This window comes from Paracoccus lichenicola (genome assembly GCF_009708075.1).
Taxonomy (GTDB): domain Bacteria; phylum Pseudomonadota; class Alphaproteobacteria; order Rhodobacterales; family Rhodobacteraceae; genus Paracoccus; species Paracoccus lichenicola.
In genome coordinates this window covers 58403-82387 of sequence record NZ_WMBT01000002.1, presented here as the reverse complement: position 1 = coordinate 82387, position 23985 = coordinate 58403, and the positions used below count along the sequence as shown (strand labels likewise).

General features: G+C 67.6%; 20 protein-coding genes. 11 read left to right on the top strand and 9 right to left on the bottom strand.

The genetic code is table 11. The features are described from left to right. Positions 1 to 3: 3 nt before the first annotated feature. The 6 genes from GIY56_RS03825 to GIY56_RS03800 form a co-directional block, all read right to left on the bottom strand. Complete coding sequence (locus GIY56_RS03825; protein WP_154763887.1) at positions 4 to 939, bottom strand: carbohydrate kinase family protein; 936 nt, start codon at positions 937 to 939, stop codon at positions 4 to 6. A gap of 12 nt (positions 940 to 951) precedes the next feature. Continuing rightward, entirely contained in the window at positions 952 to 2211 is a 1260-nt protein-coding gene (locus tag GIY56_RS03820; RefSeq protein ID WP_154763501.1) for a zinc ribbon domain-containing protein, read from the bottom strand. A gap of 3 nt (positions 2212 to 2214) precedes the next feature. Continuing rightward, positions 2215 to 3330: an SPFH domain-containing protein gene (locus GIY56_RS03815; RefSeq protein ID WP_154763500.1), complete on the bottom strand. Its 1116-nt coding sequence runs from the start codon at positions 3328 to 3330 to the stop codon at positions 2215 to 2217. Between the two features lie 64 nt (positions 3331 to 3394). Further along, entirely contained in the window at positions 3395 to 4417 is a 1023-nt protein-coding gene (locus tag GIY56_RS03810; protein WP_154763499.1) for a DUF2927 domain-containing protein, read from the bottom strand. After that, a complete protein-coding gene (locus tag GIY56_RS03805) occupies positions 4414 to 5604 on the bottom strand; it encodes a toxic anion resistance protein (protein WP_154763498.1) in 1191 nt (396 codons plus the stop codon). The genes GIY56_RS03810 and GIY56_RS03805 overlap by 4 nt, the downstream gene beginning before the upstream one ends. A 177-nt stretch (positions 5605 to 5781) precedes the next feature. Beyond that, a complete protein-coding gene (locus GIY56_RS03800; protein ID WP_154763497.1) occupies positions 5782 to 6108 on the bottom strand; it encodes a DUF1330 domain-containing protein in 327 nt (108 codons plus the stop codon). A 197-nt stretch (positions 6109 to 6305) separates the two neighbouring features. Between GIY56_RS03800 and GIY56_RS03795 the strand changes: the two genes are divergently transcribed. The 10 genes from GIY56_RS03795 (at position 6306) to GIY56_RS03750 (ending at position 19420) form a co-directional block, all read left to right on the top strand. Beyond that, entirely contained in the window at positions 6306 to 7514 is a 1209-nt protein-coding gene (locus tag GIY56_RS03795) for an efflux RND transporter periplasmic adaptor subunit (RefSeq protein WP_154763496.1), read from the top strand. Between the two features lie 29 nt (positions 7515 to 7543). Further along, complete coding sequence (locus GIY56_RS03790; RefSeq protein WP_154763495.1) at positions 7544 to 10669, top strand: efflux RND transporter permease subunit; 3126 nt, start codon at positions 7544 to 7546, stop codon at positions 10667 to 10669. Continuing rightward, positions 10666 to 11553: a LysR family transcriptional regulator gene (locus GIY56_RS03785; RefSeq protein ID WP_154763494.1), complete on the top strand. Its 888-nt coding sequence runs from the start codon at positions 10666 to 10668 to the stop codon at positions 11551 to 11553. The genes GIY56_RS03790 and GIY56_RS03785 overlap by 4 nt, the downstream gene beginning before the upstream one ends. Before the next feature lie 88 nt (positions 11554 to 11641). Further along, positions 11642 to 12118 (top strand): formate dehydrogenase subunit gamma, encoded by a 477-nt coding sequence (locus GIY56_RS03780; protein WP_154763493.1) that lies wholly within the window; start codon positions 11642 to 11644, stop codon positions 12116 to 12118. Further along, a complete protein-coding gene (locus tag GIY56_RS03775; RefSeq protein ID WP_154763492.1) occupies positions 12115 to 13632 on the top strand; it encodes a formate dehydrogenase beta subunit in 1518 nt (505 codons plus the stop codon). The genes GIY56_RS03780 and GIY56_RS03775 overlap by 4 nt, the downstream gene beginning before the upstream one ends. After that, positions 13629 to 16535 carry a formate dehydrogenase subunit alpha gene (gene fdhF, locus GIY56_RS03770; RefSeq protein ID WP_154763491.1) on the top strand — a complete coding sequence of 969 codons (2907 nt, stop codon included), beginning with the start codon at positions 13629 to 13631 and terminating at the stop codon, positions 16533 to 16535. Before GIY56_RS03775 ends, fdhF begins: the two co-directional genes overlap by 4 nt. Positions 16536 to 16538: 3 nt before the next feature. After that, positions 16539 to 17363 (top strand): formate dehydrogenase accessory sulfurtransferase FdhD, encoded by an 825-nt coding sequence (gene fdhD / locus GIY56_RS03765; protein ID WP_154763490.1) that lies wholly within the window; start codon positions 16539 to 16541, stop codon positions 17361 to 17363. Beyond that, on the top strand, positions 17353 to 17553 hold the full coding sequence (locus tag GIY56_RS03760; RefSeq protein WP_154763489.1) for a formate dehydrogenase subunit delta: 201 nt from the start codon (positions 17353 to 17355) through the stop codon (positions 17551 to 17553). The genes fdhD and GIY56_RS03760 overlap by 11 nt, the downstream gene beginning before the upstream one ends. Positions 17554 to 17618: 65 nt before the next feature. Continuing rightward, positions 17619 to 18575, top strand: a complete 957-nt coding sequence (locus GIY56_RS03755; protein WP_154763488.1) for a diacylglycerol/lipid kinase family protein — start codon at positions 17619 to 17621, stop codon at positions 18573 to 18575. Beyond that, positions 18572 to 19420, top strand: coding sequence for a metallophosphoesterase family protein (locus GIY56_RS03750; protein WP_328288429.1), 849 nt, complete (start codon positions 18572 to 18574; stop codon positions 19418 to 19420). The genes GIY56_RS03755 and GIY56_RS03750 overlap by 4 nt, the downstream gene beginning before the upstream one ends. On the opposite strand, the gene modC is transcribed toward GIY56_RS03750, so the two are convergent. The 3 genes from modC to modA are packed head-to-tail and all read right to left on the bottom strand — an operon-like array spanning position 19360 to position 21876. Further along, a complete protein-coding gene (gene modC, locus GIY56_RS03745; protein ID WP_328288428.1) occupies positions 19360 to 20448 on the bottom strand; it encodes a molybdenum ABC transporter ATP-binding protein in 1089 nt (362 codons plus the stop codon). The genes GIY56_RS03750 and modC overlap by 61 nt on opposite strands. After that, the gene (modB, locus tag GIY56_RS03740) at positions 20445 to 21140 is read right to left on the bottom strand and encodes a molybdate ABC transporter permease subunit (protein WP_154763486.1); all 696 of its coding nucleotides are present in this window, start codon (positions 21138 to 21140) and stop codon (positions 20445 to 20447) included. Before modB ends, modC begins: the two co-directional genes overlap by 4 nt. A 1-nt stretch (position 21141) precedes the next feature. Continuing rightward, entirely contained in the window at positions 21142 to 21876 is a 735-nt protein-coding gene (modA, locus tag GIY56_RS03735; protein ID WP_154763485.1) for a molybdate ABC transporter substrate-binding protein, read from the bottom strand. 284 nt (positions 21877 to 22160) lie between these two features. Here modA and rpsA point away from each other — a divergent pair, with 284 nt between their 5' ends. Beyond that, on the top strand, positions 22161 to 23840 hold the full coding sequence (rpsA, locus tag GIY56_RS03730; protein WP_154763484.1) for a 30S ribosomal protein S1: 1680 nt from the start codon (positions 22161 to 22163) through the stop codon (positions 23838 to 23840). Positions 23841 to 23985: the final 145 nt, after the last annotated feature.

Here is a 23985-nt window from a genome sequence, read left to right as displayed (position 1 = left end):
GTTCTAGCCCCCTGTGCGTCCATCGGAAAGGGCGGTCATTTCGTGCGCCCAGGGCGGGTTTGCGCCGGGGCGCGACACGGTGACGGCGGCGGCCTGCGCGCCAAGCGTCAGGGCAGCGGCGATCCCGTCGGCGGTGATCGCGGCCAGACCCGCCTTCGACAACACCCCTTGGCGGCGCAGGCTGGCCAAGACGCCCGCGTTGAACGTGTCGCCCGCGCCGATGGTGTCGGCAACGGTCGTGCGGACGGCCGGGGCCGCGACGGTCTCGCCCGCCCAATGCGCCCGTGCCCCCGCCGCGCCGCCCGTTTGCAGCACCAGCCGCGGTCCCTGGGCCAGCACGTGGCGGGCCGCATCTTCGGGTGGCAGGTCGGGATACAGCCATTCCAGGTCGTCGCCGGACAGCTTGACGATATCGGCGCGCGCGATCAGCCGCGACAGGCGGGTGCGATAGGCCTGGGCGTCGGTGATGAAGAAGGGCCGGATGTTCGGGTCCAGCATGACCGGCAGGCGGTCGCCATCCCGTTCGACCAGCGCCTCGATGGCCGCGCCGCAAGGGTCGGGGACCAGGCTGATGCCGCCCGCGAACAGCGCCTGGATCCTATCAGGCAGGACAGGCAGGTCGGCGGGCGCCAGCATCCGCCCCGCCGAGCCTTCATCATAGAAGGAATAGCGCGCCTCGCCCCCGGTCAGCGTGACCAGCGCCAACGTCGTCAGCCGGTCGGTGCGGGGGCAAAGGTCGGTGTTTACCCCGGCCTCGGTCAGCGGGCGCAGCAGAACCTCGCCAAAGGGGTCGCGGCTGATGGGCCACAGATAGGCCACGGGTTCGCCCAGGCGGCCAAGCGCGATGGCGGTGTTATAGACCGATCCGCCCGCGAGGGGCCGGAAGGCGCCGTCCTGCGGCACCATGTCGATCAGCGATTCGCCCGCGCACAGGATCATCATCCCCCCCTCTCAATAGCCCTGGATGACGATATCCTGACCCTGCAAGACGGCGTCCAGGTCGATATAGCCCCCTGCATCGGCCCCATACAGGAAAGCCGCTAGCGCAACCAGAGCGGCGATCACCGCAGCGGCGATTTTCCAGGCGGACCAGGGGCGTTCGCCCACGACGCGCCCCGACTGCCCGTTGACCACGAAACGATAGCTTTTCCCGTTATAGCGATAAGCGGCGGTCCAGACCGGCAGGAGGATGTGCTTGAAGGTCTCGTCCCGGTAGTCGGTGTGGATCTGGTCCACCCGCTGTTCGTCGCCGCCGATGTCGCGGCGGGCGTCGTTCAGGATCACGCCTTCCATCTCGGCCCGGGCGATCTTGTGGCCTTCGGCCAGAGGGATCGTATAGGCCTCGGCCTCAAGCCCAGCCAGATAGTCGGGACGATAGCTCCGCAGGTGCGACAGGTCCCACGGCGTCAACCCGTCCGAGAACTTGCGCGGCAGCGAGGCCGAGGCCAGCACCAGCACGTCGTTGAAATCCCGCGCCACCTGGCCCGCAGCGGGCCGCCAGCGCGTGCGGCGGATCTGGCGGGCGACCTGCTGGCTGCGGCCGTTGACCTGCTGGGTGACATAAACGGTTTCATAGTAGTAATCGCCGCGCTGGCCGACATAGTCCGACCTCGTGCGCGCGTCGAAGGTCCAGAAAGGCGAATAGACGCCGCGCATCCGGCGCCCCCGCCGGGCATAGGCGGTCAGGCCGGATGGGGCGAACCACAGCTTTCCCAGCCAGTCCTGCATCGCCTTGTGGGCCTGATCCTCGGTCAGGCGAAAGGGCAGGACGCCCTGCGGCTTGATCTTGCGGCTGGTGCCGGTGTCGGTGACGACGGGGGTGGCGCAAAAGGGGCAGGCGCTGGAATGGGTGGTGTCGCCGATCTCGATCTGCGCGCCGCAATTGGGGCAGGACAGCAGGCGGACGGTCGCGGCAAGATCGGACCCGGCGTCCAGGCGCAGGCCCTGTTCCAGCGGAATCTCGACCAGTTCCGGCGACTTGTGCCCCGCATCCCATTGCAGGGCGCGGCCGGTTTCGGGATCGGAAAGGATCGCGTCCTCGCCCTCGGCCCCGCCGCCGGACTGGCGGGCCGGGGCGCGGGCAGGACCGTCGCCGATGGCCTGGCGGTGCCCGCACCAGTCGCAGACCAGCACCTGCTGGCCCGGCAGAAAGCGCAGGCTGGCCCCGCATTGTTCGCAGGGATAGCGGTGTTCGGCCTGGGGCGTGGGCATGGATCAGCCGGGCAGGGGCGGCGGCATGGAGGGGAAGATGGGGGCAAGGTCCGCGACCTCGCCCGCCTTGCGCCAGCCGTCCTGGCCGGGCGTCCAGACCAGCGTGTCGCGCATCACCCGCCCCTCGGTCGCAAGACGTTCCAGGTGTGTGCGGTCATAGGGTCCCTGCGCCTCGCCGTTCAGCGCGACATGCCAGATCGCATCCGTCTTTGGCGGGACGGGCGGCGAGGTCGCGGCACCGGCCTGCGGGACGCTGCCCCAAGGGCCGACGGCAGGACGGTTCGCCATGCCCGCGCCAAGCGCCGCGCCCATGGCAGCCCCCATGCCCGCACCGGCGGCGCCGGGGTTCTGGCTGGCATTCACCATCGCCTCGGCCGACGCATACTGGCCGAAGCGGTCCAGGTCGCCCAGGATGCCCATGGAGGTCCGCTTGTCCAGCATCTTCTCGACTTCCTGCGGCAGGCTGATGTTTTCGATATAGAATTCCGGGATGGTCAGGCCATAGGCGGCAATCGTCGGCTCGATCGCCGTGGCCACCAGGCGGCCCAGGTCGCCGGTGTTGGCCGCCATGTCCAGCACCGGGATCCCCGATCCCGCGATCACGCGCGAGAATTCCTGCACGATCACGTTGCGGATCTGGAAGGTGATCTCGTCGCGGGTGAATTCGCCGTCGGTGCCGACGATCTCGGTCATGAAGCGGGCGGGGTCGGTCACGCGCAGCGAATAGGTGCCGAAGGCGCGCAGGCGGACCGGGCCGAATTCCGGGTCGCGGGCCATGATCGGGTTCTTGGTGCCCCATTTCAGGTCGTTGAAGCGGGTCGTGCTGACGAAATAGATTTCCGACTTGAAGGGACTGCGAAAGCCGTGGTCCCAGTGCTGCAACCGCGTCAGGACCGGCAGGTTGTTCGTTTCCAGCATGTAGAGACCCGGTCCGAACGTATCGGCCAGTTGCCCTTCATGGATGAAGACGGCGGCCTGGCCCTCGCGGACGGTCAGCTTGGCGCCGTACTTGATCGCGTTGCCGACGGTGGGAAAGCGCCAGACCATCGTGTCGCGGGTGTCGTCGGTCCATTCGATGACCTCGATGAACTCGCCGCCCAGAATGTCGAAGAGTGCCATGTTCGTCTACTCGGGATGCCTGGTCCATGTTAGAGGGCCGGGAAGGCCCCGCGCAAGACGGCTTTCAGATGTCCTGGCCCAGCAGCTCGGTCGCGATCCGCCGGACGACCGGCTCGGCCTCGGCCCGCGTCATGCCCGGGCGCAGGCGCGGGTCATACAGGATCTTCAGCAGCAGCTCGTCATGCCGGGTCAGCAGGGCGAATTCCTCGTCGTCGTTGAAGATCGAGGGGCGGGCCTCGGGGCTGTCGTTTGCCAGACCCATGCCCTGCGCCACTTCCTCGTGGATGCAGGAACTTTGCAGCAGGGGCGGCAACTCGGCCCGGATCAGGGCGACGGCGTTGGAATAGACGGGCGCCGCGCCGCGCGAATAGGCGAAGACCGTGCAGAAGTTGTCGGCGTCCAGATCCTGCATGACGGCGATGTCCTGCGCCGGAATGCCCGGCACGAGCTGCGCCAGCCGTGGGCCGATGGCGCGGCGTTCGTCGTCGGACAGGACCATCACGATGAAATTGCCGCCGCTGTCGGTCAGGGACACGCGGTGGCCCGTCGCCTCGGCCAGGCGGGCGGCGAACTGGCTGACCTCGACGCGGTAGGCGCGGCGCGTCGCCACGTCGGTGGTGGTGCCGAATTCGATCTGCAGCCGCACGGGATCCTGCCAGCGGCGCAGGGGCGCCGCGGCGCCGCCATTGCCCGCCTGGATCCCGCCCTGCCCGTATTCGTCCCGCAACGCGACGGCGATGAAGTTGCGCGTCAGCGTTTCGGCGTCGATGGGGGCGTCCTGCGGCACCCGGTCGCGGCGCAGCCTGCCCTGGGCGCGCAGGGCGCGTTCGGCGCGGTCATAGAAATCGCGCTGCGCGGTGCTGGTGGCGCTTGCCTGGACAAGGGCCTCGGCTGCGGCGGCATTGGCGGCGCGGTTGCGTTCGGCGCGGGCCTTGCGCAATTCTTCCTGCGAGGGGCCAGGATCGGGCCTGACTGCGGGCCGGGGTTCCGGGTCCGGCGGCGACGGTTCCGGCGCCCCGCAGGCGGCCACGGCCAGAAGCCCCAGCAGGGGCAGCCGGCCCAAAAGCCCGACCCACCCTGCCGTCATTGCCGCGACGGCGTCCCCGGCGCCGACCGGCCATCCTGGCGCTTCGCCGTCGCGCGGGCCAGCGTGTCGCGAAGCTCCGCCTCCATCTTGGTCAGCTCGCCCTCGGCGGCGGCGCGGCGGGCGCGGCCTTCGTCGGCGATGCGTAAGGAGTCCTCGATGGTGGCGATCAGTTGCGCGTTGGCGGCCTTGACCGCGTTGATGTCGAAGACGCCGCGTTCGGTCTGGGTGCGGATCTGCACGTTCGCCTGGCGCAGGTTGTCGGCGTTGCGGGTCAGCAGGTCGTTCGTCAGGTCGCTGGCCTCCTTGACGGCGCGGGCGGCCTCGGCGCTGCGCTGGATCGTCACCGCCTGGGCCAGTTGCGTTTCCCACAGCGGCACGGTGTTCACCAGGGTCGAGTTGATCTTCGTCACCAGCGACTTGTCGTTTTCCTGCACCAGCCGGATCGAGGGCAGGGACTGCATCGTCACCTGCCGCGTCAGCTTGAGGTCGTGGACGCGCCGTTCCAGATCGTCGCGCACCGCGCGCAGGTCGCGCAGCGCCTGCGCCTGCATGACCTGCTCGGCCTCGGGCGCGGCCTTGACCCTGGCTTCCATGTCGGGAATGACCTTGCTGTCCAGTTCCGCCAGCTTCTCCTCTCCGGCAGCGATGTACAGCGCCAGTTCGTCATAGAAGTTCAGCGTGTGGTCATACAGCAGATCCAGCGACTTGATGTCCTTCAGCAGGGTCTGTTCGTGGCGTTCCAGTTCCACCGTGATGCGGTCGATCTGGGTCTGGACCTGTTCGTAATTGGCCACGAACTTCGCGAAGGGCGCGGACCGGCCCAGCAGCTTTTCCCACCAGCTGCGCGTCCGGCGCACGTCCAGTTCGCTGGTGGAAAAGCCGCGGATGGTGGTCACGATGTTGCGCAGGCTTTCGCCCGCCGGGCCGACATCCTTGCTTTTGACATCGGCCAGCATCTTCTGGCTGATTTCCTGCAACCCCGCCTGCGCGCGGGTGCCGAAGCGGACGATGGATCCGGTGTCGCCCAGGTCGATCTCGTCCATGCGGCGGCGGATCTCGGCGGCCAGCTGGGGATCGGCGGCACGGATCGACAGGGGATCGGCCTTGGGTTCCGGCAGGGACACGCGGGTCAGATCCTCGATCTGGGTGCGGATGTCCTCGGCGCGGCGGCGGGTGTCGTCGGTCATGGCATGTCTTTCCTTATCCGTCGTGCGGAAGGCCTGTTGCATCGCAGAATAGGCGGAAACGGGCGCAGTTCAACCGGATGGCTGGTGGAAATGTCGGCGGCACTGCAGCCGGGCCACATCGGCCAGCCGCCGGGCCTGTTCCTTGCGCCCCGAAGTCAGGCGCGGCGATGTGATGCGTCACCCCTTGGGCAGATAGGGGATGGCGCCCGCCAGGTCGGTGTCGTCGATCAGGTGAAAGTTGCTTACGCTGCCCGCCTTGCGCGCCTCGGCGAAGGGGGCGTATTCGGGATCGGTCGCAAAGGCCCGCGCGGCCTCCTTCGAGGGAAACTCGATCAGGGCGACCAGCGTGCTGCCCAGGGGCGTGCCCTCCAGCGTGTCGATATTGCCGGACCGCGACAGATAGCGGCCGCCGTGCCGGGCCGCGATCTCGTGGACGCGGGCGGCGTAATCGGGCACCCACGCATCATCCGTCACCTTCACGTCCGCGATCAGATAGGCTGGCATCGGCTCCCCCCTCTTGCCCATGGGATCCACAGTGCCTTGTGTCGCCGGACGAGGCAAGCACCGAACAAAGCGCGGGAATCGCAACGGACCCGTTGTCCTTGCCGCCGCTTGACGATAGCGTGAGCGGCGGCGACGGACTGCCCTTGCGAACGGGCAGGCGCCAGCATCGGTTATTTATCCCAGACGGTATGGACAGCATGGCGACGCTGACACGAATCCTTGTTCTTGCCGGCATGGTCGCGGCAATGGCCCCGCATGGCCTTTCCGCCCAGGCCCCGGGCGGAGAGATGCCGCCCCCCGCCGTCACCGTCGTCACCCTGAAGGCCGAGGACGTGACCCTGACCGCCAGCCTGCCGGGCCGCGTCGTCGCCTCGGCCGAGGCCGAGTTGCGCCCCCAGGTCGGCGGCCTGATCGTCGAGCGCCTGTTCGAGGAAGGCAGCGAGGTGGCCGAGGGCGATCCCCTATACCGCATCGACCCCCGCAGCTATGGGGCCGCCGTCGCGCAGGCGCAGGCGGCGCTGGCCCAGGCCCAGGCCCAGGCCGATGCCGCACGCCGCGAAGCCGAGCGTGTCGTGACCCTGCGCGACCGGCGCGTGGCCAGCGAACAGACCCAGGACAGCGCCATCGCCGCACGCGACGCGGCAGAAGCCGGCGTCAAGGCCGCCGAGGCGCAATTGCTGACGGCCCAGATCGACTTGGACCGCACCACCATCACCGCCCCCCTGGACGGGGTGATCGGCCTGGCCCAGGCCAGCCCCGGCGCCCTGGTCACCGCCGGGCAGGCGACGCCCCTGGCCGTCATCCGCCGCATCGACCCGGTCCGCGTCGATGTCACGCAATCCGCAGCCGAGATCACCCGCTGGCAGCGCATGGGTGCCGAAGCCGCGCTGCCCCGGGGCACCGACCGCACCGTGACGCTGCGGCTTCCCGACGGCAGCACCTATGAACACACCGGATCCATGACCGCCGCCGAGCCGCATGTCGATGAGACCACCGGCGTCATCACCCTGCGGATGGAATTCGCCAATCCCGACGGCTTCCTGCTGCCGGGCATGTTCGTGCTGGCCGACATCCCGCAGGGGCAGTTGAAGGACGCGATCCTGGCCCCGCAGGAAGCCGTCAGCCGCGACCGGCGCGGGCGTCCCGTGGCGATGGTCGTGAACGACCAGAACGTGGTCGAGGAACGCACGCTGGAAGTCGCCCAGGACCGCGGCAACCACTGGATCGTGACGGACGGGCTTGCGCCCGGCGACCGCGTGGTCGTGGCGGGGCTGCAGCGGATCGGACCGGGCGCCACGGTGGTGCCGCAGGAACGCGGCGCGGAAGGTGCGACCGCGCCCGCCGAAGGACAGCCCGCGCCCGCAGGACAAGCCACGGAAGACACCGCAGACGCGTCGGGCAACTGACGGTCCAGACAAGCAAGGCGTGACAGATCATGGCCCGTTTCTTCATCGACCGTCCGGTATTCGCCTGGGTCATCTCGATCATCATCATGGGCATCGGCATCCTGTCGATCCTGTCGCTGCCCATCGCGCAATATCCGCAGATCGCGCCGCCCTCGGTCACGGTCCGCGCGACCTATCCCGGCGCGTCCGCCGAGACGATCTCGAACACCGTGACCCAGGTGATCGAGCAGCAGATGACCGGCCTTGACGGATTGCGCTATATCTCGTCGGGTTCGTCCTCGGCTGGCGCGTCCGAGACGACGCTGACCTTCGAGACCGGCACCGACGTGGACATCGCCCAAGTCCAGGTCCAGAACAAGCTGTCGCAGGCCACGCCCCTGCTGCCCGAACCTGTCCAGCGCCAGGGCGTCGTGGTCGAGAAATCGACCGCGGGCTTCCTGATGGTGATCGGCCTGATCGGCAGCGACAGCTATGACCAGACGGACCTTTCGGACTACATGTTCTCGAACCTGGTGGACGACCTGTCCCGGGTCGAGGGCGTGGGAAGCGTGCAGGTCTTCGGCTCACCCTATGCCATGCGCATCTGGCTGGATCCCGACAAGCTGGCGGCCTACGAGATCACGCCGTCGGACGTGGTGGCGTCGGTTTCCGCGCAGAACACCCAGATTTCCGCCGGGGCCTTCGGCGACCTGCCGACGGTAGAAGGCCAGCAGCTGAATGCCACCGTCACCGCGCAGTCCCTGCTGACCACGCCCGAGGATTTCCGCCAGATCGTCCTGCGGGCCGAGGAGAACGGCGGCCTGGTCCTGCTGCGCGACGTGGCGCGGGTCGAGGTCGGGGCCGAAAGCTATGCGACCGAGGCCACCTATAACGGGCGTCCCGCCGCCGGGATGGCGCTGTCGCTTGCGCCCGGGGCCAACGCGCTGGACACCGCCGAACGCGTCAAGGAACGCATGGTCGAATTCGCCGAATTCTTCCCCGAGGGCGTGGAATACGTGATCCCCTTCGACACCTCGCCCTTCGTGGAAATCTCCATCGAGGAGGTCGTCAAGACGCTGATCGAGGCCATCGTGCTGGTCTTCATCGTCATGTATGTCTTCCTTCAGAACTGGCGGGCGACGCTGATCCCGACGCTGGCCGTGCCGATCGTCCTGCTGGGCACCTTCGGCATCATCGCGGCCTTCGGCTTTTCCATCAACACCCTGACCATGCTGGCCATGGTGCTGGCCATCGGCCTGCTGGTGGACGATGCCATCGTGGTGGTGGAAAACGTCGAGCGGATCATGGAGGACGAAGGGCTGGAGCCGCGCGAGGCCACCCGCAAGTCCATGGGCCAGATCACCGGCGCGCTGATCGGCATCGCGCTGGTCCTGTCGGCGGTCTTCGTGCCGATGGCCTTCTTCGGCGGATCCACCGGGGTGATCTATCAGCAGTTCGCGGTCACCATCGTCTCGGCCATGGCGCTGTCGGTTCTGGTCGCGCTGACGCTGACGCCGGCGCTCTGCGCCACGCTGCTGCGGTCCAAGGACCATCATTCCAAGCGCGGGCTGTTCGGCTGGTTCAACCGCAGCTTCGACCGCACGACCGACGGCTATACCGGCGCGGTGGGCTGGATCGTGCGCCGTCCGCTGCGGGTGCTGCTGATCTATGCGGCGCTTGGCGCGGCCATGGTGCTGCTGTTCCTGCGCACGCCCGAGGGTTTCCTGCCGGACGAGGACCAGGGCATCATGTTCGTCCTGATCCAGGGACCCACCGGGGCCACGGCGGAACGCACAGCGGCGGTGGTCGATCAGGTGCAGGATTACTTCCTGACCCAGGAAAAGGACTCGGTCGATTCGATGTTCGGCGTCGTGGGTTTCAGCTTCGCGGGGCAGGGGCAGAACGTCGGCATGGCCTTCGTGCGCATGAAGGACTGGAAGGAACGCCCCAACCCCGAACAGGCCGTGCAGGCGGTCGCGGGCCGGGCCTTCGGCGCGCTCAGCGGCATCCAGGACGCGATGGTGTTCCCCATCGTGCCCCCTTCGGTGATCGAGCTTGGCAACGTCTCGGGCTTCGACTTCTACCTTCAGGCCCGCGGCGGCCAATCGCACGAGGAATTGCTGGCGGCCCGCAACCAGTTCCTGGGCATGGCCTCGCAAAGCCAGGTGATCACGCAGACCCGCCCCTCGGGGCTTGAGGATGCGGCCCAGTTCAAGCTGAACATCGACTGGCGGCAGGCAGGCGCCATGGGGGTCACGGCGACCGATGTGGCGAACCTGCTTCAGGTGGCCTGGACGGGCCGCTACGTGAACGACTTCGTGGACCGCGGCCGCATCAAGCGCGTCTATGTCCAGGGCGAGGCGACATCGCGGTCCGCCCCCAGCGATTTCGACAAGTGGCGCGTCAGGAATGCCAGCGGCGGGCTGGTGCCCTTCTCGAACTTCTCGGCGGGGGAATGGACCTTCGGGCCGCAGGGGCTGAACCGTTACAACGGCATCCCGGCCATGCAGATCCAGGGCAGCCCCGCCCCTGGCGTCAGCACGGGCGAGGCGATGGCCGAGGTGGAAAACCTGGTGTCGCAGATGCCGGGCTATGCCGTGGCCTGGACGGGCCTGTCGCTCGAGGAACAGGAATCCGGCGACCAGACGACGCTGCTTTACGCGATGTCGCTGGCCGCCGTCTTCCTGTGCCTGGCCGCGCTTTACGAAAGCTGGTCGATCCCGCTGGCGGTGATCCTGGTCATGCCCATCGGCGTGCTGGGCGCGCTTGCGGGCGCTTACTTCGGCGGCTTCGACAACGGCGTGTTCTTCCAGGTGGGCCTGCTGACCGTGATCGGCCTGACCGGCAAGAACGCCATCCTGATCGTCGAATTCGCGCGCGAACAGTCCGAACACGGCGTCCCCCTGTTCAAGGCCGTGGTCGAGGCCGCGCGCCAGCGGTTCCGCCCCATCGTCATGACCTCGATCGCCTTCACGCTGGGCGTACTGCCGCTGGTGCTGTCCACCGGGGCAGGGGCCAATGGCCGCAACGCCATCGGCGCCACGGTGATCGGCGGGACGGTTGCTTCCACGGTGCTGGGCATCCTGTTCGCGCCCTTGTTCTTCGTGCTGATGGTCCGGCTTCTGGGCGGCCGCAAGGCGCGGCAGGATCAGGCGGCGCCCGCGCCCGCCGAATGATCGACAAGCTGGAGATGTTCCTGGCCGTCGCCAAGGAACGCCACTTCGGCCGCGCCGCCGCCAGCTTGGGCATCACGCAGCCCACCCTGTCGGCGGGCATCAAGCAACTCGAGGAACAGCTTGGCGTGCTGCTGGTCTTTCGCGGCTCGCGCTTCGGCGGGCTGACGCCCGAAGGCCAGTCCGCCCTGGTCTGGGCGCGCCGCATCGTCGGCGACACCCGCCAGTTGCGCGAGGAGATGCGGGCCACGCGCCATGGGCTGTCGGGCCAGTTGCGCATCGCCGTGATCCCCACGGCACTGACCTGGGCCGCCTGGATCAGCGCCCGCTTCGGCGCGGCCCATCCGAATGTGGGCATGACCATCCTGTCGCGCACCTCGGTCGAGATCCTTCAGATGATCGACGACCTGACCGTGGACGCGGGGATTTCCTATCTGGACAACGAACCCTTGGGCCGGGTCAGCACCGTCAGCCTTTACGACGAACGCTACATGCTGGTCTGCGGTGCGGACTCGCCGCTGGCCGGGCAGGACCGCGTGGGGTGGTCCGATCTGGCGGGGCATCGGCTGTGCCTGCTGACCAGCGACATGCAGAACCGCCGCATCATCAACCGCAACCTGATCGAGGCGGGCGTGACCCCTCAGGCCACCGTCGAATCCAGTTCCACCGTGGTGCTGGTCGCCCATGTGCTGGAAGGCGGCTGGATCACCATCCTGCCCGAGGACATCGCGGGTTTCCTGACCCAGGGCAAGCCGCTGCGGACCATTCCCCTGGACGGCGATGGCGCCAGCCATGCCGTGGGCCTCGTGGCACCATGGCGCGAACCCCATACGCCTGTGCTGGAGGCCCTGCTGACCGAGGCGCGACGCATGGCGAACGATAGATGATTTCTATCAACTGACGAAACAACGATATTGATTTCGGAATGTGCAGCGTGCTTGGATATGCGCCAGAGGATCGTCGAAAGGCCAGCATATGCATTCCCATGCGCCAGCCCCGACCGAGGAGGAGATCCGGGGCATCGTCGCGCCGCTTGCTTCCCTGGAAGGGCCACTTCTGCCGATGCTGCACGCGTTGCAGGATACCTGGGGCCATGTCCCGCAGGCCGCCGTGCCGGTGCTGGCCGACATCCTGAACCTGGGCCGGGCCGAGGTGCATGGCGTCATCAGCTTCTATCACGATTTCCGCGACCATCCGGCGGGCCGGCACGTCCTGAAGATCTGCCGGGCCGAGGCCTGCCAGTCCATGGGAGCCAATGCCCTGGCCGAATCCACCCTGCAAAAGCTGGGGATCGGCTGGCACGGCACCACCCCCAACGGCGCGGTGACGGTGGAACCCGTCTATTGCCTGGGGCTATGCGCCTGCGCCCCCGCCGCCATGGTCGATGGCCGCGTCGTGGGCCGCGTCGATGATGCCCGGATGGACCGCATCCTGGCCGAGGTGGGCGCATGAAGGTCTTCGTTCCCTTGGACAGCGCCGCCAAGGCGCTTGGCGCGGATGACGTGGCCGATGCGCTTGCGCGTCAGGCGGCGGCACGTGGCATCGACATCCGGATCGTCCGCAACGGCACCCGCGGCATGGTCTGGCTGGAACCCCTGGTCGAGGTCGAGACGCCCCAGGGCCGCATCGGTTACGGAAACGTGACCCCCGACCAGGTGCCCGACCTGCTCGATGGCAAGCTGAACGGGTTGGGCCGGGTCGAGGACATCGACTGGTTCGCCCGCCAGACCCGCCTGACCTTTGCCCGCTGCGGCGTGATCGACCCGCTGGACATGGACGACTATCAGGCCAACGGCGGCCTTGTCGGCCTGCGCCGCGCGTTGACCATGACCAAGGCCCGGATCGTGCAGGAAGTCATCGACAGCGGCCTTCGCGGGCGCGGCGGCGCGGGTTTCCCCACCGGCATCAAGTGGAAGACCGTGGCCGAAGCCGAAGCCCCGCAGAAATACATCGTCTGCAACGCCGACGAGGGCGACAGCGGCACCTTCGCAGACCGCATGATCATCGAGGGCGATCCCTTCCAACTGATCGAAGGCATGGCGATTGCTGGTCTGGGGGTTGGCGCCACGCGCGGCTATGTCTATCTGCGCTCGGAATATCCCGACGCCATCGCCATCCTGACGCAAGCGGTGAAGATCGCCCGCCAGCGGGGCCTGCTGGGCGCAGACGTGCTGGGATCGGGCCGCGCCTTCGACATGGAGGTCCGCACCGGCGCGGGCGCTTATGTCTGCGGCGAGGAAACGTCGCTGCTGAACAGCCTGGAAGGCAAGCGCGGCACCGTGCGCGCCAAGCCGCCTTTGCCCGCGTTGCAGGGCTTCCTGGGCCAACCCACGGTCGTGAACAACGTCATCTCGCTGACCACGATCCCGGTGATCTTCGAACGGGGTGCCAAGCATTACGCCGATTTCGGCCTGGGCCGGTCGCGCGGCACCGTCACCTTGCAGATCGCCGGAAACGTCAAGCGCGGCGGGCTGTTCGAGACCGCCTTCGGCCTGACCCTGGGCGAGGTCGTGAACGACATCGGCGGCGGCACGGCCAGCGGGCGGCCCGTCAAGGCGGTGCAGGTCGGCGGCCCCTTGGGCGCCTATATGCACATCGACCAGTTCCACACGCCCATGGGATACGAGGAATTCGACCAGAACGGCGGGCTGATCGGCCATGCCGGTCTGGTGGTCTTTGACGACACCGTGGACATGCTGCGCATGGCGCGCTTCGCGATGGAGTTCTGCGCCGTCGAATCCTGCGGCAAATGCACGCCCTGCCGGATCGGCGCGGTGCGCGGGGTGGAAACCATCGACCGCATCGCCCAGGGCGACGCGGCGGCGATCCCGCTGCTGACCGACCTGTGCGAGACGATGAAGGACGGATCATTGTGCGCGCTTGGCGGCTTCACGCCCTTCCCGGTCATGTCCGCACTGAGAAATTTCCCCGACGATTTCGCCACCTATCGGGAGGCAGCCGAATGAGAGACTTCATCATCCCCCAATACCCGCCGGGCGACGACCGCGACATGGGCACGCCTGCCAAGGTCGGCTTGCCGGTGACGCTGAACGTCGATGGGATCGACATCACCGTTCCCGAAGGCACGTCCGTCATGCGCGCCGCCGCCGAGGCCGGGATCATGGTCCCGAAGCTGTGCGCCAGCGACAACCTCGAAGCCTTCGGATCCTGCCGCCTCTGCGTCGTGGAGATCGAAGGCCGGCGCGGCACGCCCGCGTCTTGCACCACTCCGGTGACCGAAGGCATGGTCGTCCACACCCAGTCCGACAAGCTGCGCCGGATGCGCAAGGGCGTGATGGAGCTTTACATCTCGGACCACCCTCTCGACTGCCTGACCTGCGCGGCCAATGGTGATTGCGAATTGCAGGACATGGCGGGCAACGTCGGCCTGCGCGACGTGCGGTATAAAGCGCCCGAGGGGGCGACGCTTCTCAACCACTTCGCCCAACGCGACGGGGTGGGTGTCAACGCGAATTACACCCCCAAGGACGAAAGCAACCCGTATTTCACCTATGACCCGGCCAAGTGCATCGTCTGCTCGCGCTGCGTCCGCGCCTGCGAGGAAGTGCAGGGCACCTTCGCCCTGACCATCGAGGGGCGCGGCTTTGACAGCCGCGTCAAGGCGGGGGCCATTGGCGACGATTTCCTGACCTCGGACTGCGTGTCCTGCGGGGCCTGCGTGCAGGCCTGCCCGACCGCGACCTTGCAGGAGAAATCGGTGATCGAGTTGGGCACGCCGGAACGGTCGGTCATCACCACCTGCGCCTATTGCGGCGTGGGTTGCAGCTTCAAGGCGGAACTGAACGGCGACCAGCTGGTGCGCATGGTCCCCTACAAGCACGGCAAGGCGAACCGGGGGCATAGCTGCGTCAAGGGCCGCTTCGCCTATGGCTATGCCCAGCACAAGGACCGGATCCTGAAACCCATGATCCGCGACACCATCGACCAGCCGTGGCGCGAGGTGGATTGGCCCGAGGCGATGGCCTTTGCCGCCGCCAGGATGCGCGGCATCCAGGAAAAGTATGGCCGCAAGTCGGTGGGCGTCATCACCTCCAGCCGCTGCACCAACGAGGAAACCTATCTGGTGCAGAAACTGACCCGCGCGGTCTTCGGCAACAACAACACCGACACCTGCGCCCGTGTCTGCCATTCGCCGACCGGATACGGGTTGGGCAAGACCTATGGCACCTCGGCAGGGACGCAGGATTTCGACTCGGTGGAACAAGCCGACGTGGTGATGGTGATCGGCGCGAACCCCACTGATGGGCACCCTGTCTTTGCCAGCCGGTTGAAAAAGCGCCTGCGCCAGGGGGCCAAGCTGATCGTGGTCGATCCGCGCCGCACCGACATCGTGCGCTCGCCGCACATCCAGGCGGAATATCACCTGCCCTTGAGGCCCGGCACCAACGTCGCCGTCGTCACCGCCATGGCGCATGTGATCGTGACCGAGGGGCTGTTCGACGAAGACTTCATCCGCACCCGCTGCGATTGGGACGAATTCCAGTTCTATGTCGATTTCGTCAGCGACCCGCGCCATGCGCCGGAAAACGTGGAACTGCTGACCGGCGTTCCGGCGGCGGACCTGCGCGCGGCGGCGCGGCTTTATGCCACCGGCGGCAACGGCGCGATCTATTATGGCTTGGGCGTGACGGAACATTCCCAAGGCTCCACCACCGTGATCGGCATTGCCAACCTTGCCATGCTGACCGGCAATATCGGCCGTCCCGGTGTGGGCGTGAACCCCTTGCGCGGCCAGAACAACGTGCAGGGCAGCTGCGACATGGGCAGCTTCCCCCACGAACTGCCCGGTTATCGCCACGTCAAGCTGCCCGATGTCCGCGCGATTTTCGAGAAGGCCTGGAACTGCGAGATCGACCCCGAACCCGGCCTGCGCATCCCCAACATGCTGGACGCGGCGGTCGAGGGCACCTTCAAGGGCCTTTATTGCCAGGGCGAGGACATCCTGCAATCCGACCCCGACACCCACCACGTCGCGGCGGGTCTGGCCGCGATGGAATGCGTGATCGTCCACGACCTGTTCCTGAACGAGACCGCGAACTATGCCCATGTCTTCCTGCCGGGTTCGACCTTCCTGGAAAAGGACGGCACCTTCACCAATGCCGAACGCCGCATCAACCGCGTCCGCAAGGTGATGGCCCCCCGCAACGGCTATGAGGATTGGGAAGTCACGCAGCTTCTGGCGAACGCCATGGGCGCGAACTGGCGCTATACCCATCCCCGCCAGATTATGGAGGAGATCGCCGCCACCACCCCCAGCTTCGCCGGCGTGTCCTATGAGGTGCTGGAGGAGAAGGGTTCGGTCCAGTGGCCTTGCAACGAGGCGGTGCCGGACGGGACGCCCTTGATGCATGTGGACGGCTTCGTCTCGGGCAAGGGGCATTTCATGGTCACGGAATATGTCGCGACCGACGAACGCACCGGCCCGCGCTTCCCGCTGCTGCTGACCACGGGGCGGATCCTGTCGCAATACAACGTGGGCGCCCAGACCCGGCGGACCGACAACGTGGTCTGGCACCCCGAGGACGTGCTGGAGATCAATCCCCACGATGCGGAAAACCGCGGCATCAACGACGGCGATTGGGTGCGGCTGGCATCCCGCGCGGGCGAAACCACGCTGCGGGCGGTGCTGACCGATCGGGTGGCGGCGGGGGTGGTCTATACGACCTTCCATCACCCCTCGACCCAGGCTAACGTGGTCACGACCGATTTTTCGGACTGGGCGACGAACTGCCCGGAATTCAAGGTGACGGCGGTGCAGGTCAGCCCCTCGAACGGTCCTTCGGAGTGGCAGGAAAGCTATGCCGAACAGGCCGAACGGTCGCGGCGGATCCTGACCGCCGCGGAGTAGGCCATGACCCTGCCGCCGCCCTTCGGGGCCACGGATGCGACCCACCATCGGCCCGGCAGCCACGTCGCGGTCACGCGCGCGCTGCCCGAGGAAACGGCCATCGCCATGGTCTATGACGGCACCACCCATGCCGTGATGATGGCGACGCCCGCCGATGTTCAGGACTTCGCGGTGGGCTTTTCGCTGACCGAAGGCATCGTGACTGGCCTGGACCAGATCGCCACATGCGACGTGATCGCCCATCCGGAGGGGATCGAGGCGCAGATGTGGCTGGCCGAAGATCGCGGCGCCCAGCTTGCCGCCCGCCGCCGGTCCTTGGCGGGACCGGTCGGCTGCGGCCTCTGCGGCATCGACAGCATCGAGGCCGCGGTGCGGTCCCTGCCAAGCCTAGCGGGCGTGGGTCCGACCCTGACGGTTGACGAGATCGCGGCGGCCACCGACTCGCTGCGCGGCTGGCAGCCCTTGCACGACCGCACGCGCGCGGTCCATGCGGCGGGCTTCCTGCTGCCGGGCCAGGGCGTCGTCCTGGCGCGAGAGGATGTGGGCCGCCACAATGCCCTGGACAAGCTGATCGGCGCCATGGCCCGGCAGGGGATCGACCCCGCGCAGGGCGCCATCGTCCTGACCAGCCGGGTGTCCACCGAGATGGTGCAGAAATGCGTGATGGCGGGCTGCGCCGTGCTGATCGCCGTGTCCGCCCCCACGCTGCACGCCCTGCGCCTGGCCGAAGGCGCGGGGCTGACCCTTGCCGCCTTCGCGCGGGGCGAGGGGTTCGATCTGTTCTGCCACCCCCAGCGGCTGCGCGCCGAGGTTTCCGATGTCGCCTGAAAAGATGGTCACCATGGCCAACCAGATCGCCACCTTCTTCGACACGCAGCCGGGCCATGCCCCCGACAAGATCGCCGCGCACATGAAGGATTACTGGGAACCCCGGATGCGCGAGCAGTTGAAATCCTATGCCGAAAGCGGCGGCGCGGGGCTGCGCCCCTCGGTCCAGGAGGCCGTGCGGCACCTTTGATCCCGCGCCCGTGAAACCGTCGCCCCCGCCTGCGTGTTGGTGAGGGAAACCACATCGGGGGACGGATGCGCGATACAGCCGACAAGGTGGACCTGTCCGCCTGCCGTTTATGCGTGATCGGCAATCTGGGGTCGGGCAAGAAGGACGGCAAGCAGCAGGCCCGGGCCATCCGCGAGGCGCTGGAAGGCCGGGTCGCCGAATTCGCCCTGCGCGAAACCGACCGGGGCGAGCGACTGCCCGGCCTTGCCCGCCAGGCGGTCGAGGATGGCTTCGACATCGTGGTGGCCTATGGCGGCGACGGAACCCAGTCGGCGGTCGCGGGGGCCTTGGCGGGCACCGAGACGGCGATGGGCGTGCTGCCGGGCGGCACCTTCAACTATTTCGCGCGCGACCTGGGCGTGGGCGAGACGGTCGAGGACGCCCTGGAAACGCTGCTGGACGCGCGGGTCCGGCGCGTGGATGTCGGCCAGATCGAGAACCTGGTCTTCCTGAACAATGTCAGCCTGGGCGCCTATCCGCACATCCTCAAGACGCGCGAGGGGATTTACAAACGCTGGGGCCGGTCGCGCCTTGCGGCCTATTGGTCGGTGCTGGTGGCGATGCGGCGGCTGCGCCATCCGATGCGGCTGACGGCCAAGGTCGATGGGCAAGCGCGGAACTTCACCACCGCCCTGGTCTTTGTCGCCCGCAGCGCCTATCAGCTGGATTCCTTCGGGCTGGACGGCGCGGATGCGATCCGGGCGGGCAATTTCGCCGTGCTGATCGCCAGGGCGCGCCGCCCCCTGCCGCTGCTGCGGTCGGCCTTTCGGCTGGCCTTCGGGCTTAGCGCCAAGGACAGCGACTTCGACCTGATCATCACCGACAGCCTGACGATCGAGACCGGCAAGCGCCAGCAGCTGATCGCCCATGACGGTGAAAAGACCCGCATGGTCAGCCCCTTCGACCTGCAGGTCCGGCATGGCGCGCTGAAGGTGCTGGTCCCCGCCGACGGCAGCAGCAAGACCAAGGGCGCCGAGGCGTGACGCGCATCGTCCACCTGTCGGACCTGCATTTCGGCCTTCACCGCGCGGCGCTGACCGACGCCCTGCTGGAGCGCGTCAACCGCGCCCGCGCCGATCTGGTGGTCGTGACCGGCGACGTGACGCATCGCGGGCGGCGCGACCAGTATGCCCAGGCGGCGGCCTTCCTGAAGCGGATCGAGGCGCCTCTGATGGCCGTGCCGGGCAACCATGACGTGCCGCTTTACAATCTGGCCGTCCGCTATCTGGCGCCCTATGCGGGCTTTCGCCGCGTGATGGGACCGGACCTGACGCCCACGCGGCAGGCGGGCGCGGTCCGGGTGCTGGGGCTGAACAGCGTCGATCCCTTCGCCGTGCAGCGCGGCATCATCCGCGAGGGAGAAATCGGGCGGCTGATCGGCGGACTCGACCCGCAGGCGATGAACATCGTGGCCCTGCATCACCCGCTGGAACAGCTGGCCGAGGTGGACAAGGAACCGACCCTCCGCGCGCCCGAGGCCCTGGCCCGGCTGGAACGCGCGGGCGCGCAGATCGTGCTGTCGGGGCACCTGCATGTCTGGGCGACGGGGGCGATGCTGGACCAGACGGCGCATCGGGGCGTGCTGCAGGTCCAGGCGGGCACGGCCCTGTGCGGACGCCCCTCGGACCGGCAGAACGAATTTGCCGTGTTGCAACTGGACGGGCCGTTGCTCACCATCGAGCGCCACATCGCCCCCATGGACGAGCCATCCTTCCGCCCGCCGGAATACGAGCATTTCTCGCGCGAAAGCGGGATCTGGGTGGCCCATCAGCCGGCGGAAACGCCGATCGTGCCGGGGGCCACGGAAACCGCCTTCAGCACCGCGTGAACGGCCAGACCGGGCCGCAGATTCAGGGCTGCGGCTGACCGCGCCGTGATCCGCGACAGGATCACCTGATCGCCTGCGTCCAGCCGCACCAGCACGCCGTCCCCGGTGGGGGTCAGGTCGCGCACCTGCACGGGCACCACGTTCAGCGCCGAGATGCCCTGCGGCGCGGCAGTCGCGATCATCACGTCCTGCGCCAGGATCCTCAGCCGCAGCATGGCCCCCACGTCCGCCTTGACCCGCGGCAGGAACAGGGGACCCGAGGGCGTGGACAGGCGCGTCAGCCCGTCGGCCTCTTGCGCCTCGACCCGGGCAGCCAGGATGGCGCCGGTTTCCGACAAGCCCAGCAACGGAGCGATGGCCGGATCGGACAGCATGGCGGCGACCGGCCCGGCTGCGGTGACGCGGCCCCGGTCCAGCAGCACGACCGTGGTGGCAAGGCGCGCGACCTCGGCCGGGGAATGGCTGACATACAGGATCGGCAGCCCGGCATGGTCGCGCAGGCGTTCCAGATAGGGCAGGATTTCCTCTTTCCGGGGCTGGTCAAGGGCGGCCAGGGGTTCGTCCATCAGCAGCATCCGGGGATGCGACAGGATCGCCCGGCCAAGCGCGACTCGCTGGCGTTCGCCCCCCGACAGCGCGGCGGGGCGGCGGGGCAGCAGGGGACCGATGCCCAGCATCTCGACCACGCGCGGCAGGTCGGGCTGGCGGCCCCGGCCCGTGAACCAGTGACCATACAGCAGGTTCTGCCGGACGGTCAGGTGCGGAAACAGCCGCGCTTCCTGGAAGACATAGCCGATGCCGCGCCGGTGCGGCGGCAGGAAGATGCCCCGCCCGCTGTCGGTCAGCACAGTATCGCCCACCGCGATGCGCCCCGACTGCGGGCGCAGCAGACCGGCGACGGCGTTGACGACCGTTGTCTTGCCCGAGCCTGATTGCCCGAACAACGCCGTCAGCCCGGCAGGCGCCTCGAAACCGGCATCCAGCGTGAAGCCGGGGAAGGCATGGCGCAGCGCGACGGACAGCATCACAGCCCCCGGATGCGGCGCGCGACAAGGCGCGACAGCCATTCCGACAAAAACAGCGCGGCCATGGCGATGGCGATGGCGATAAGGACCAGCCGGGCGGCGGCACCCTCGCCCCCCGGCACTTGCAGAAAGGCGTAGATGGCCGAGGGCAGGGTCTGCGTCTGCCCGGGGATGTTCGACACGAAGGTGATCGTCGCGCCGAATTCGCCCATGGCCTTGGCGAAGGCCAGGATCGCGCCCGCGAGGATACCCGGCAGGATCAACGGCAGGGTGACGGTCAGGAACACCCACACGCGCGGCGCGCCTAGCGTCGATGCCGCCTGTTCCAGCCGGGGATCCACCGCCTCGATCGACAGGCGGATGGCGCGGACCATCAGCGGGAAGGCCATGACGGCGGCGGCCAGCGCCGCGCCGGTCCAGCGGAAGGCCAGGACGATGCCCACCTGGTCCAGCCATTGCCCGACCCAACCGCGCCGCCCGAAGGTCAGCAGCAGCAGATAGCCCGTGACGACCGGCGGCAGCACCAGCGGCAGATGCACCAGCCCGTTCAGAAGCCCATGCCCCGGAAAGCGCCACCGCGCCAGGGCATAGGCCACAAGGATCCCCAACGGCAGGCTGGCGGCCACCGCCCACAGCGAGACCGTCAGCGACAGGCGGACGGCCTGCCACGCGTCGGGGGTCAGCCAGTCGCCCAAGTCAGTCCGCCACCGTGAAGCCGTGCCTGGCAAAGATCGCATCGGCGGCATCGCCCCTCAGCGCGTCGTAAAAGGCGCGGTCGGCCTCATCCGCCCCGGCCAGCAGCGCGGCGGGATAGGTGATCGGGGGATGGCTGCCCTTGGGAAACTCGCCCACGACGGTCACGTCGTCCTCGGCGGTGGCGTCGGTGGCATAGACGATGCCCAGCGGCGCCTCGCCGGTCGCGACCAGGGCCAGGGCCGCGCGCACGTTGTCGGATTGCGCCACGTCGGCCCTCACCTCGTCCCACAGGCCCAGGCTGTCCAGGGCCGCCTTGCCGTATTGCCCGGCGGGCACGGAATCGACCAGCGCCATGGCCAGCTTGCCGCTGTCCAGCATCGCCGCCAGATCCGTGTCCGCCGAAATCGTAACGGGCGCAACGTCGCCATGCGCGACCAGCACCAGCCGGTTGCCCAGCAGGTCGGCCCGGTCCCGCACAAGCCCGGCCTTTTCGACCTCGTCCATCCATTCGCCGCTGGCCGAGATGAACAGGTCGGCAGGCGCGCCCTCAATGATCTGCCTGGCCAGCGCGTTCGACCCCGCATAGGAGATCCTCACCTGGTGGCCGGTATCCTGCGTGAAGCCCGTTGCGATCTCGTCCAGGGCGTTCTTCAGCGAGGCGGCGGCAAAGACCGTCACGTCCCCGGCCATGGCGGGCACGGCCGTCATGGCAAGCAGAAGGGCAGGGCGGATCATCGGGTCCTCGTGCGATATGTCCCGGCGAACCTATCGCCGCCCCGACTTGCCGCGCAAGCGATCTTTCCCGCCGGCCATAACCGCGCCACCACCTTTTGTGTTGTCTTGAAGGCCCTGCGCGACTATATGACCGTCAGTCTTTGGGCGACAGGGTCAGAACAGACCGCATCGGAACGGGTCGGGCGTCATGCCGCGACCCTTTGTCGTTGCCGAAGGACGCCATAAAGACCGGCGGAGCCAACCGCATGGCCAGTAAAAATCGTCGTAAAGGAAACCGATCATATATGTGCGCTAAAGCGACCATGGAGGAATTCGAAGCCCTCCTGAACGAAAGCTTCGACATCGACACGCCGGACGAAGGTTCGGTCGTCAAGGGCCGCGTCATCGCCATCGAGGCGGGACAGGCCATCATCGACGTTGGCTACAAGATGGAAGGCCGCGTCGATCTCAAGGAATTCGCGAACCCCGGCGAAGAACCCAACATCAAGGTTGGGGACGAGGTCGAGGTTTATCTGGACCGCGTGGAAAACGCCCGCGGCGAAGCCAGCATCTCGCGCGAGAAAGCCCGCCGCGAAGAAGCCTGGGATCGCCTGGAAAAAGCCTATGCCGATGAAGAGCGCGTCGAAGGCGCCATCTTTGGCCGCGTCAAGGGCGGCTTCACCGTCGATCTGGGCGGCGCCGTGGCCTTCCTGCCCGGTAGCCAGGTCGATGTGCGCCCCGTGCGCGACGCCGGTCCCCTGATGGGCCTGAAGCAGCCGTTCCAGATCCTCAAGATGGACCGCCGCCGGGGCAACATCGTCGTGTCGCGCCGTGCCATCCTGGAAGAATCCCGCGCCGAACAGCGCGCCGAGGTCATTGCCAACCTGACCGAAGGCCAGACCGTCGATGGTGTCGTCAAGAACATCACCGAATACGGCGCATTCGTCGATCTGGGCGGCGTTGACGGGCTGCTGCACGTCACCGACATGGCCTGGCGCCGCGTCAACCACCCGTCCGAGATCCTGTCGATCGGCGAGACCCTGAAGGTCCAGGTCATCAAGATCAACAAGGACAGCCACCGCATCAGCCTGGGCATGAAGCAGCTCCAGTCCGATCCGTGGGACACCGTGGGCGACAAGTTCCCGATCGGCTCGGTTCACCAGGGCCGCGTGACCAACATCACCGACTATGGCGCCTTCGTCGAACTGGAAGCCGGCGTCGAGGGTCTGGTCCACGTCAGCGAAATGTCCTGGACCAAGAAGAACGTCCATCCGGGCAAGATCGTGTCCACTTCGCAAGAGGTTGACGTGATGGTGCTGGAGATCGACGAGGCCAAGCGCCGCGTGTCCCTGGGCCTGAAGCAGACGCAGCGCAACCCGTGGGAAGTCTTTGCGGAAACGCATCCCTCGGGCACCGTCATCGAAGGCGAGGTCAAGAACATCACCGAATTCGGTCTGTTCGTGGGCCTGGACGGCGATATCGACGGCATGGTCCACCTGTCGGACATCTCGTGGGATGCCCGCGGCGAGGACGCGATCCAGGACTTCCGCAAGGGCGATGTGGTGAAAGCCGTCGTCCAGGACGTGGATGTCGAAAAGGAACGCATCAGCCTGTCGATCAAGTCGCTGGAAAACGAGCACATGGCCGAAGCCGTTGACGGCGTGAAGCGTGGCTCGGTCGTCACCGTGGAAGTGACGGCGATCGAGGATGGCGGGATCGAGGTGGAATACAACGGCGTCAAGTCGTTCATCCGCCGGTCCGATCTGGCCCGCGACCGCCAGGACCAGCGCCCCGAGCGTTTCGGCGTCGGCGACAAGGTCGATGCCCGCGTGACCAACATCGACACCAAGACCCGCCGCTTGGGCCTGTCGATCAAGGCGCGCGAGATCGCCGAGGAAAAGGAAGCCATCGACCAGTACGGCAGCTCGGATTCGGGTGCCTCGCTGGGCGACATCCTGGGCGCCGCGCTGAACCGCGACCGCTGATCGCCGGTTCATCCGTCTGACATCGCCCGTCCCTGCGGTTGCGGGGGCGGGCCTTTTCATGCCCAAGGGACAGGCAGCAGGCTTCCAGCTCTCTTGCGCGGCGGGGCCAAAACTGGCATCGCTATGGAAACTTGGGACCTTTTCC

Coding starts and splice junctions, on each gene's coding strand:
- GIY56_RS03825 (WP_154763887.1), bottom strand. CDS start 939: ATGATCCTGTGCGCGGGCGAATCGCTGATCGACATGGTGCCGCAGGAC.
- GIY56_RS03820 (WP_154763501.1), bottom strand. CDS start 2,211: ATGCCCACGCCCCAGGCCGAACACCGCTATCCCTGCGAACAATGCGGG.
- GIY56_RS03815 (WP_154763500.1), bottom strand. CDS start 3,330: ATGGCACTCTTCGACATTCTGGGCGGCGAGTTCATCGAGGTCATCGAA.
- GIY56_RS03810 (WP_154763499.1), bottom strand. CDS start 4,417: ATGACGGCAGGGTGGGTCGGGCTTTTGGGCCGGCTGCCCCTGCTGGGG.
- GIY56_RS03805 (WP_154763498.1), bottom strand. CDS start 5,604: ATGACCGACGACACCCGCCGCCGCGCCGAGGACATCCGCACCCAGATC.
- GIY56_RS03800 (WP_154763497.1), bottom strand. CDS start 6,108: ATGCCAGCCTATCTGATCGCGGACGTGAAGGTGACGGATGATGCGTGG.
- GIY56_RS03795 (WP_154763496.1), top strand. CDS start 6,306: ATGGCGACGCTGACACGAATCCTTGTTCTTGCCGGCATGGTCGCGGCA.
- GIY56_RS03790 (WP_154763495.1), top strand. CDS start 7,544: ATGGCCCGTTTCTTCATCGACCGTCCGGTATTCGCCTGGGTCATCTCG.
- GIY56_RS03785 (WP_154763494.1), top strand. CDS start 10,666: ATGATCGACAAGCTGGAGATGTTCCTGGCCGTCGCCAAGGAACGCCAC.
- GIY56_RS03780 (WP_154763493.1), top strand. CDS start 11,642: ATGCATTCCCATGCGCCAGCCCCGACCGAGGAGGAGATCCGGGGCATC.
- GIY56_RS03775 (WP_154763492.1), top strand. CDS start 12,115: ATGAAGGTCTTCGTTCCCTTGGACAGCGCCGCCAAGGCGCTTGGCGCG.
- fdhF (WP_154763491.1), top strand. CDS start 13,629: ATGAGAGACTTCATCATCCCCCAATACCCGCCGGGCGACGACCGCGAC.
- fdhD (WP_154763490.1), top strand. CDS start 16,539: ATGACCCTGCCGCCGCCCTTCGGGGCCACGGATGCGACCCACCATCGG.
- GIY56_RS03760 (WP_154763489.1), top strand. CDS start 17,353: ATGTCGCCTGAAAAGATGGTCACCATGGCCAACCAGATCGCCACCTTC.
- GIY56_RS03755 (WP_154763488.1), top strand. CDS start 17,619: ATGCGCGATACAGCCGACAAGGTGGACCTGTCCGCCTGCCGTTTATGC.
- modA (WP_154763485.1), bottom strand. CDS start 21,876: ATGATCCGCCCTGCCCTTCTGCTTGCCATGACGGCCGTGCCCGCCATG.
- rpsA (WP_154763484.1), top strand. CDS start 22,161: ATGTGCGCTAAAGCGACCATGGAGGAATTCGAAGCCCTCCTGAACGAA.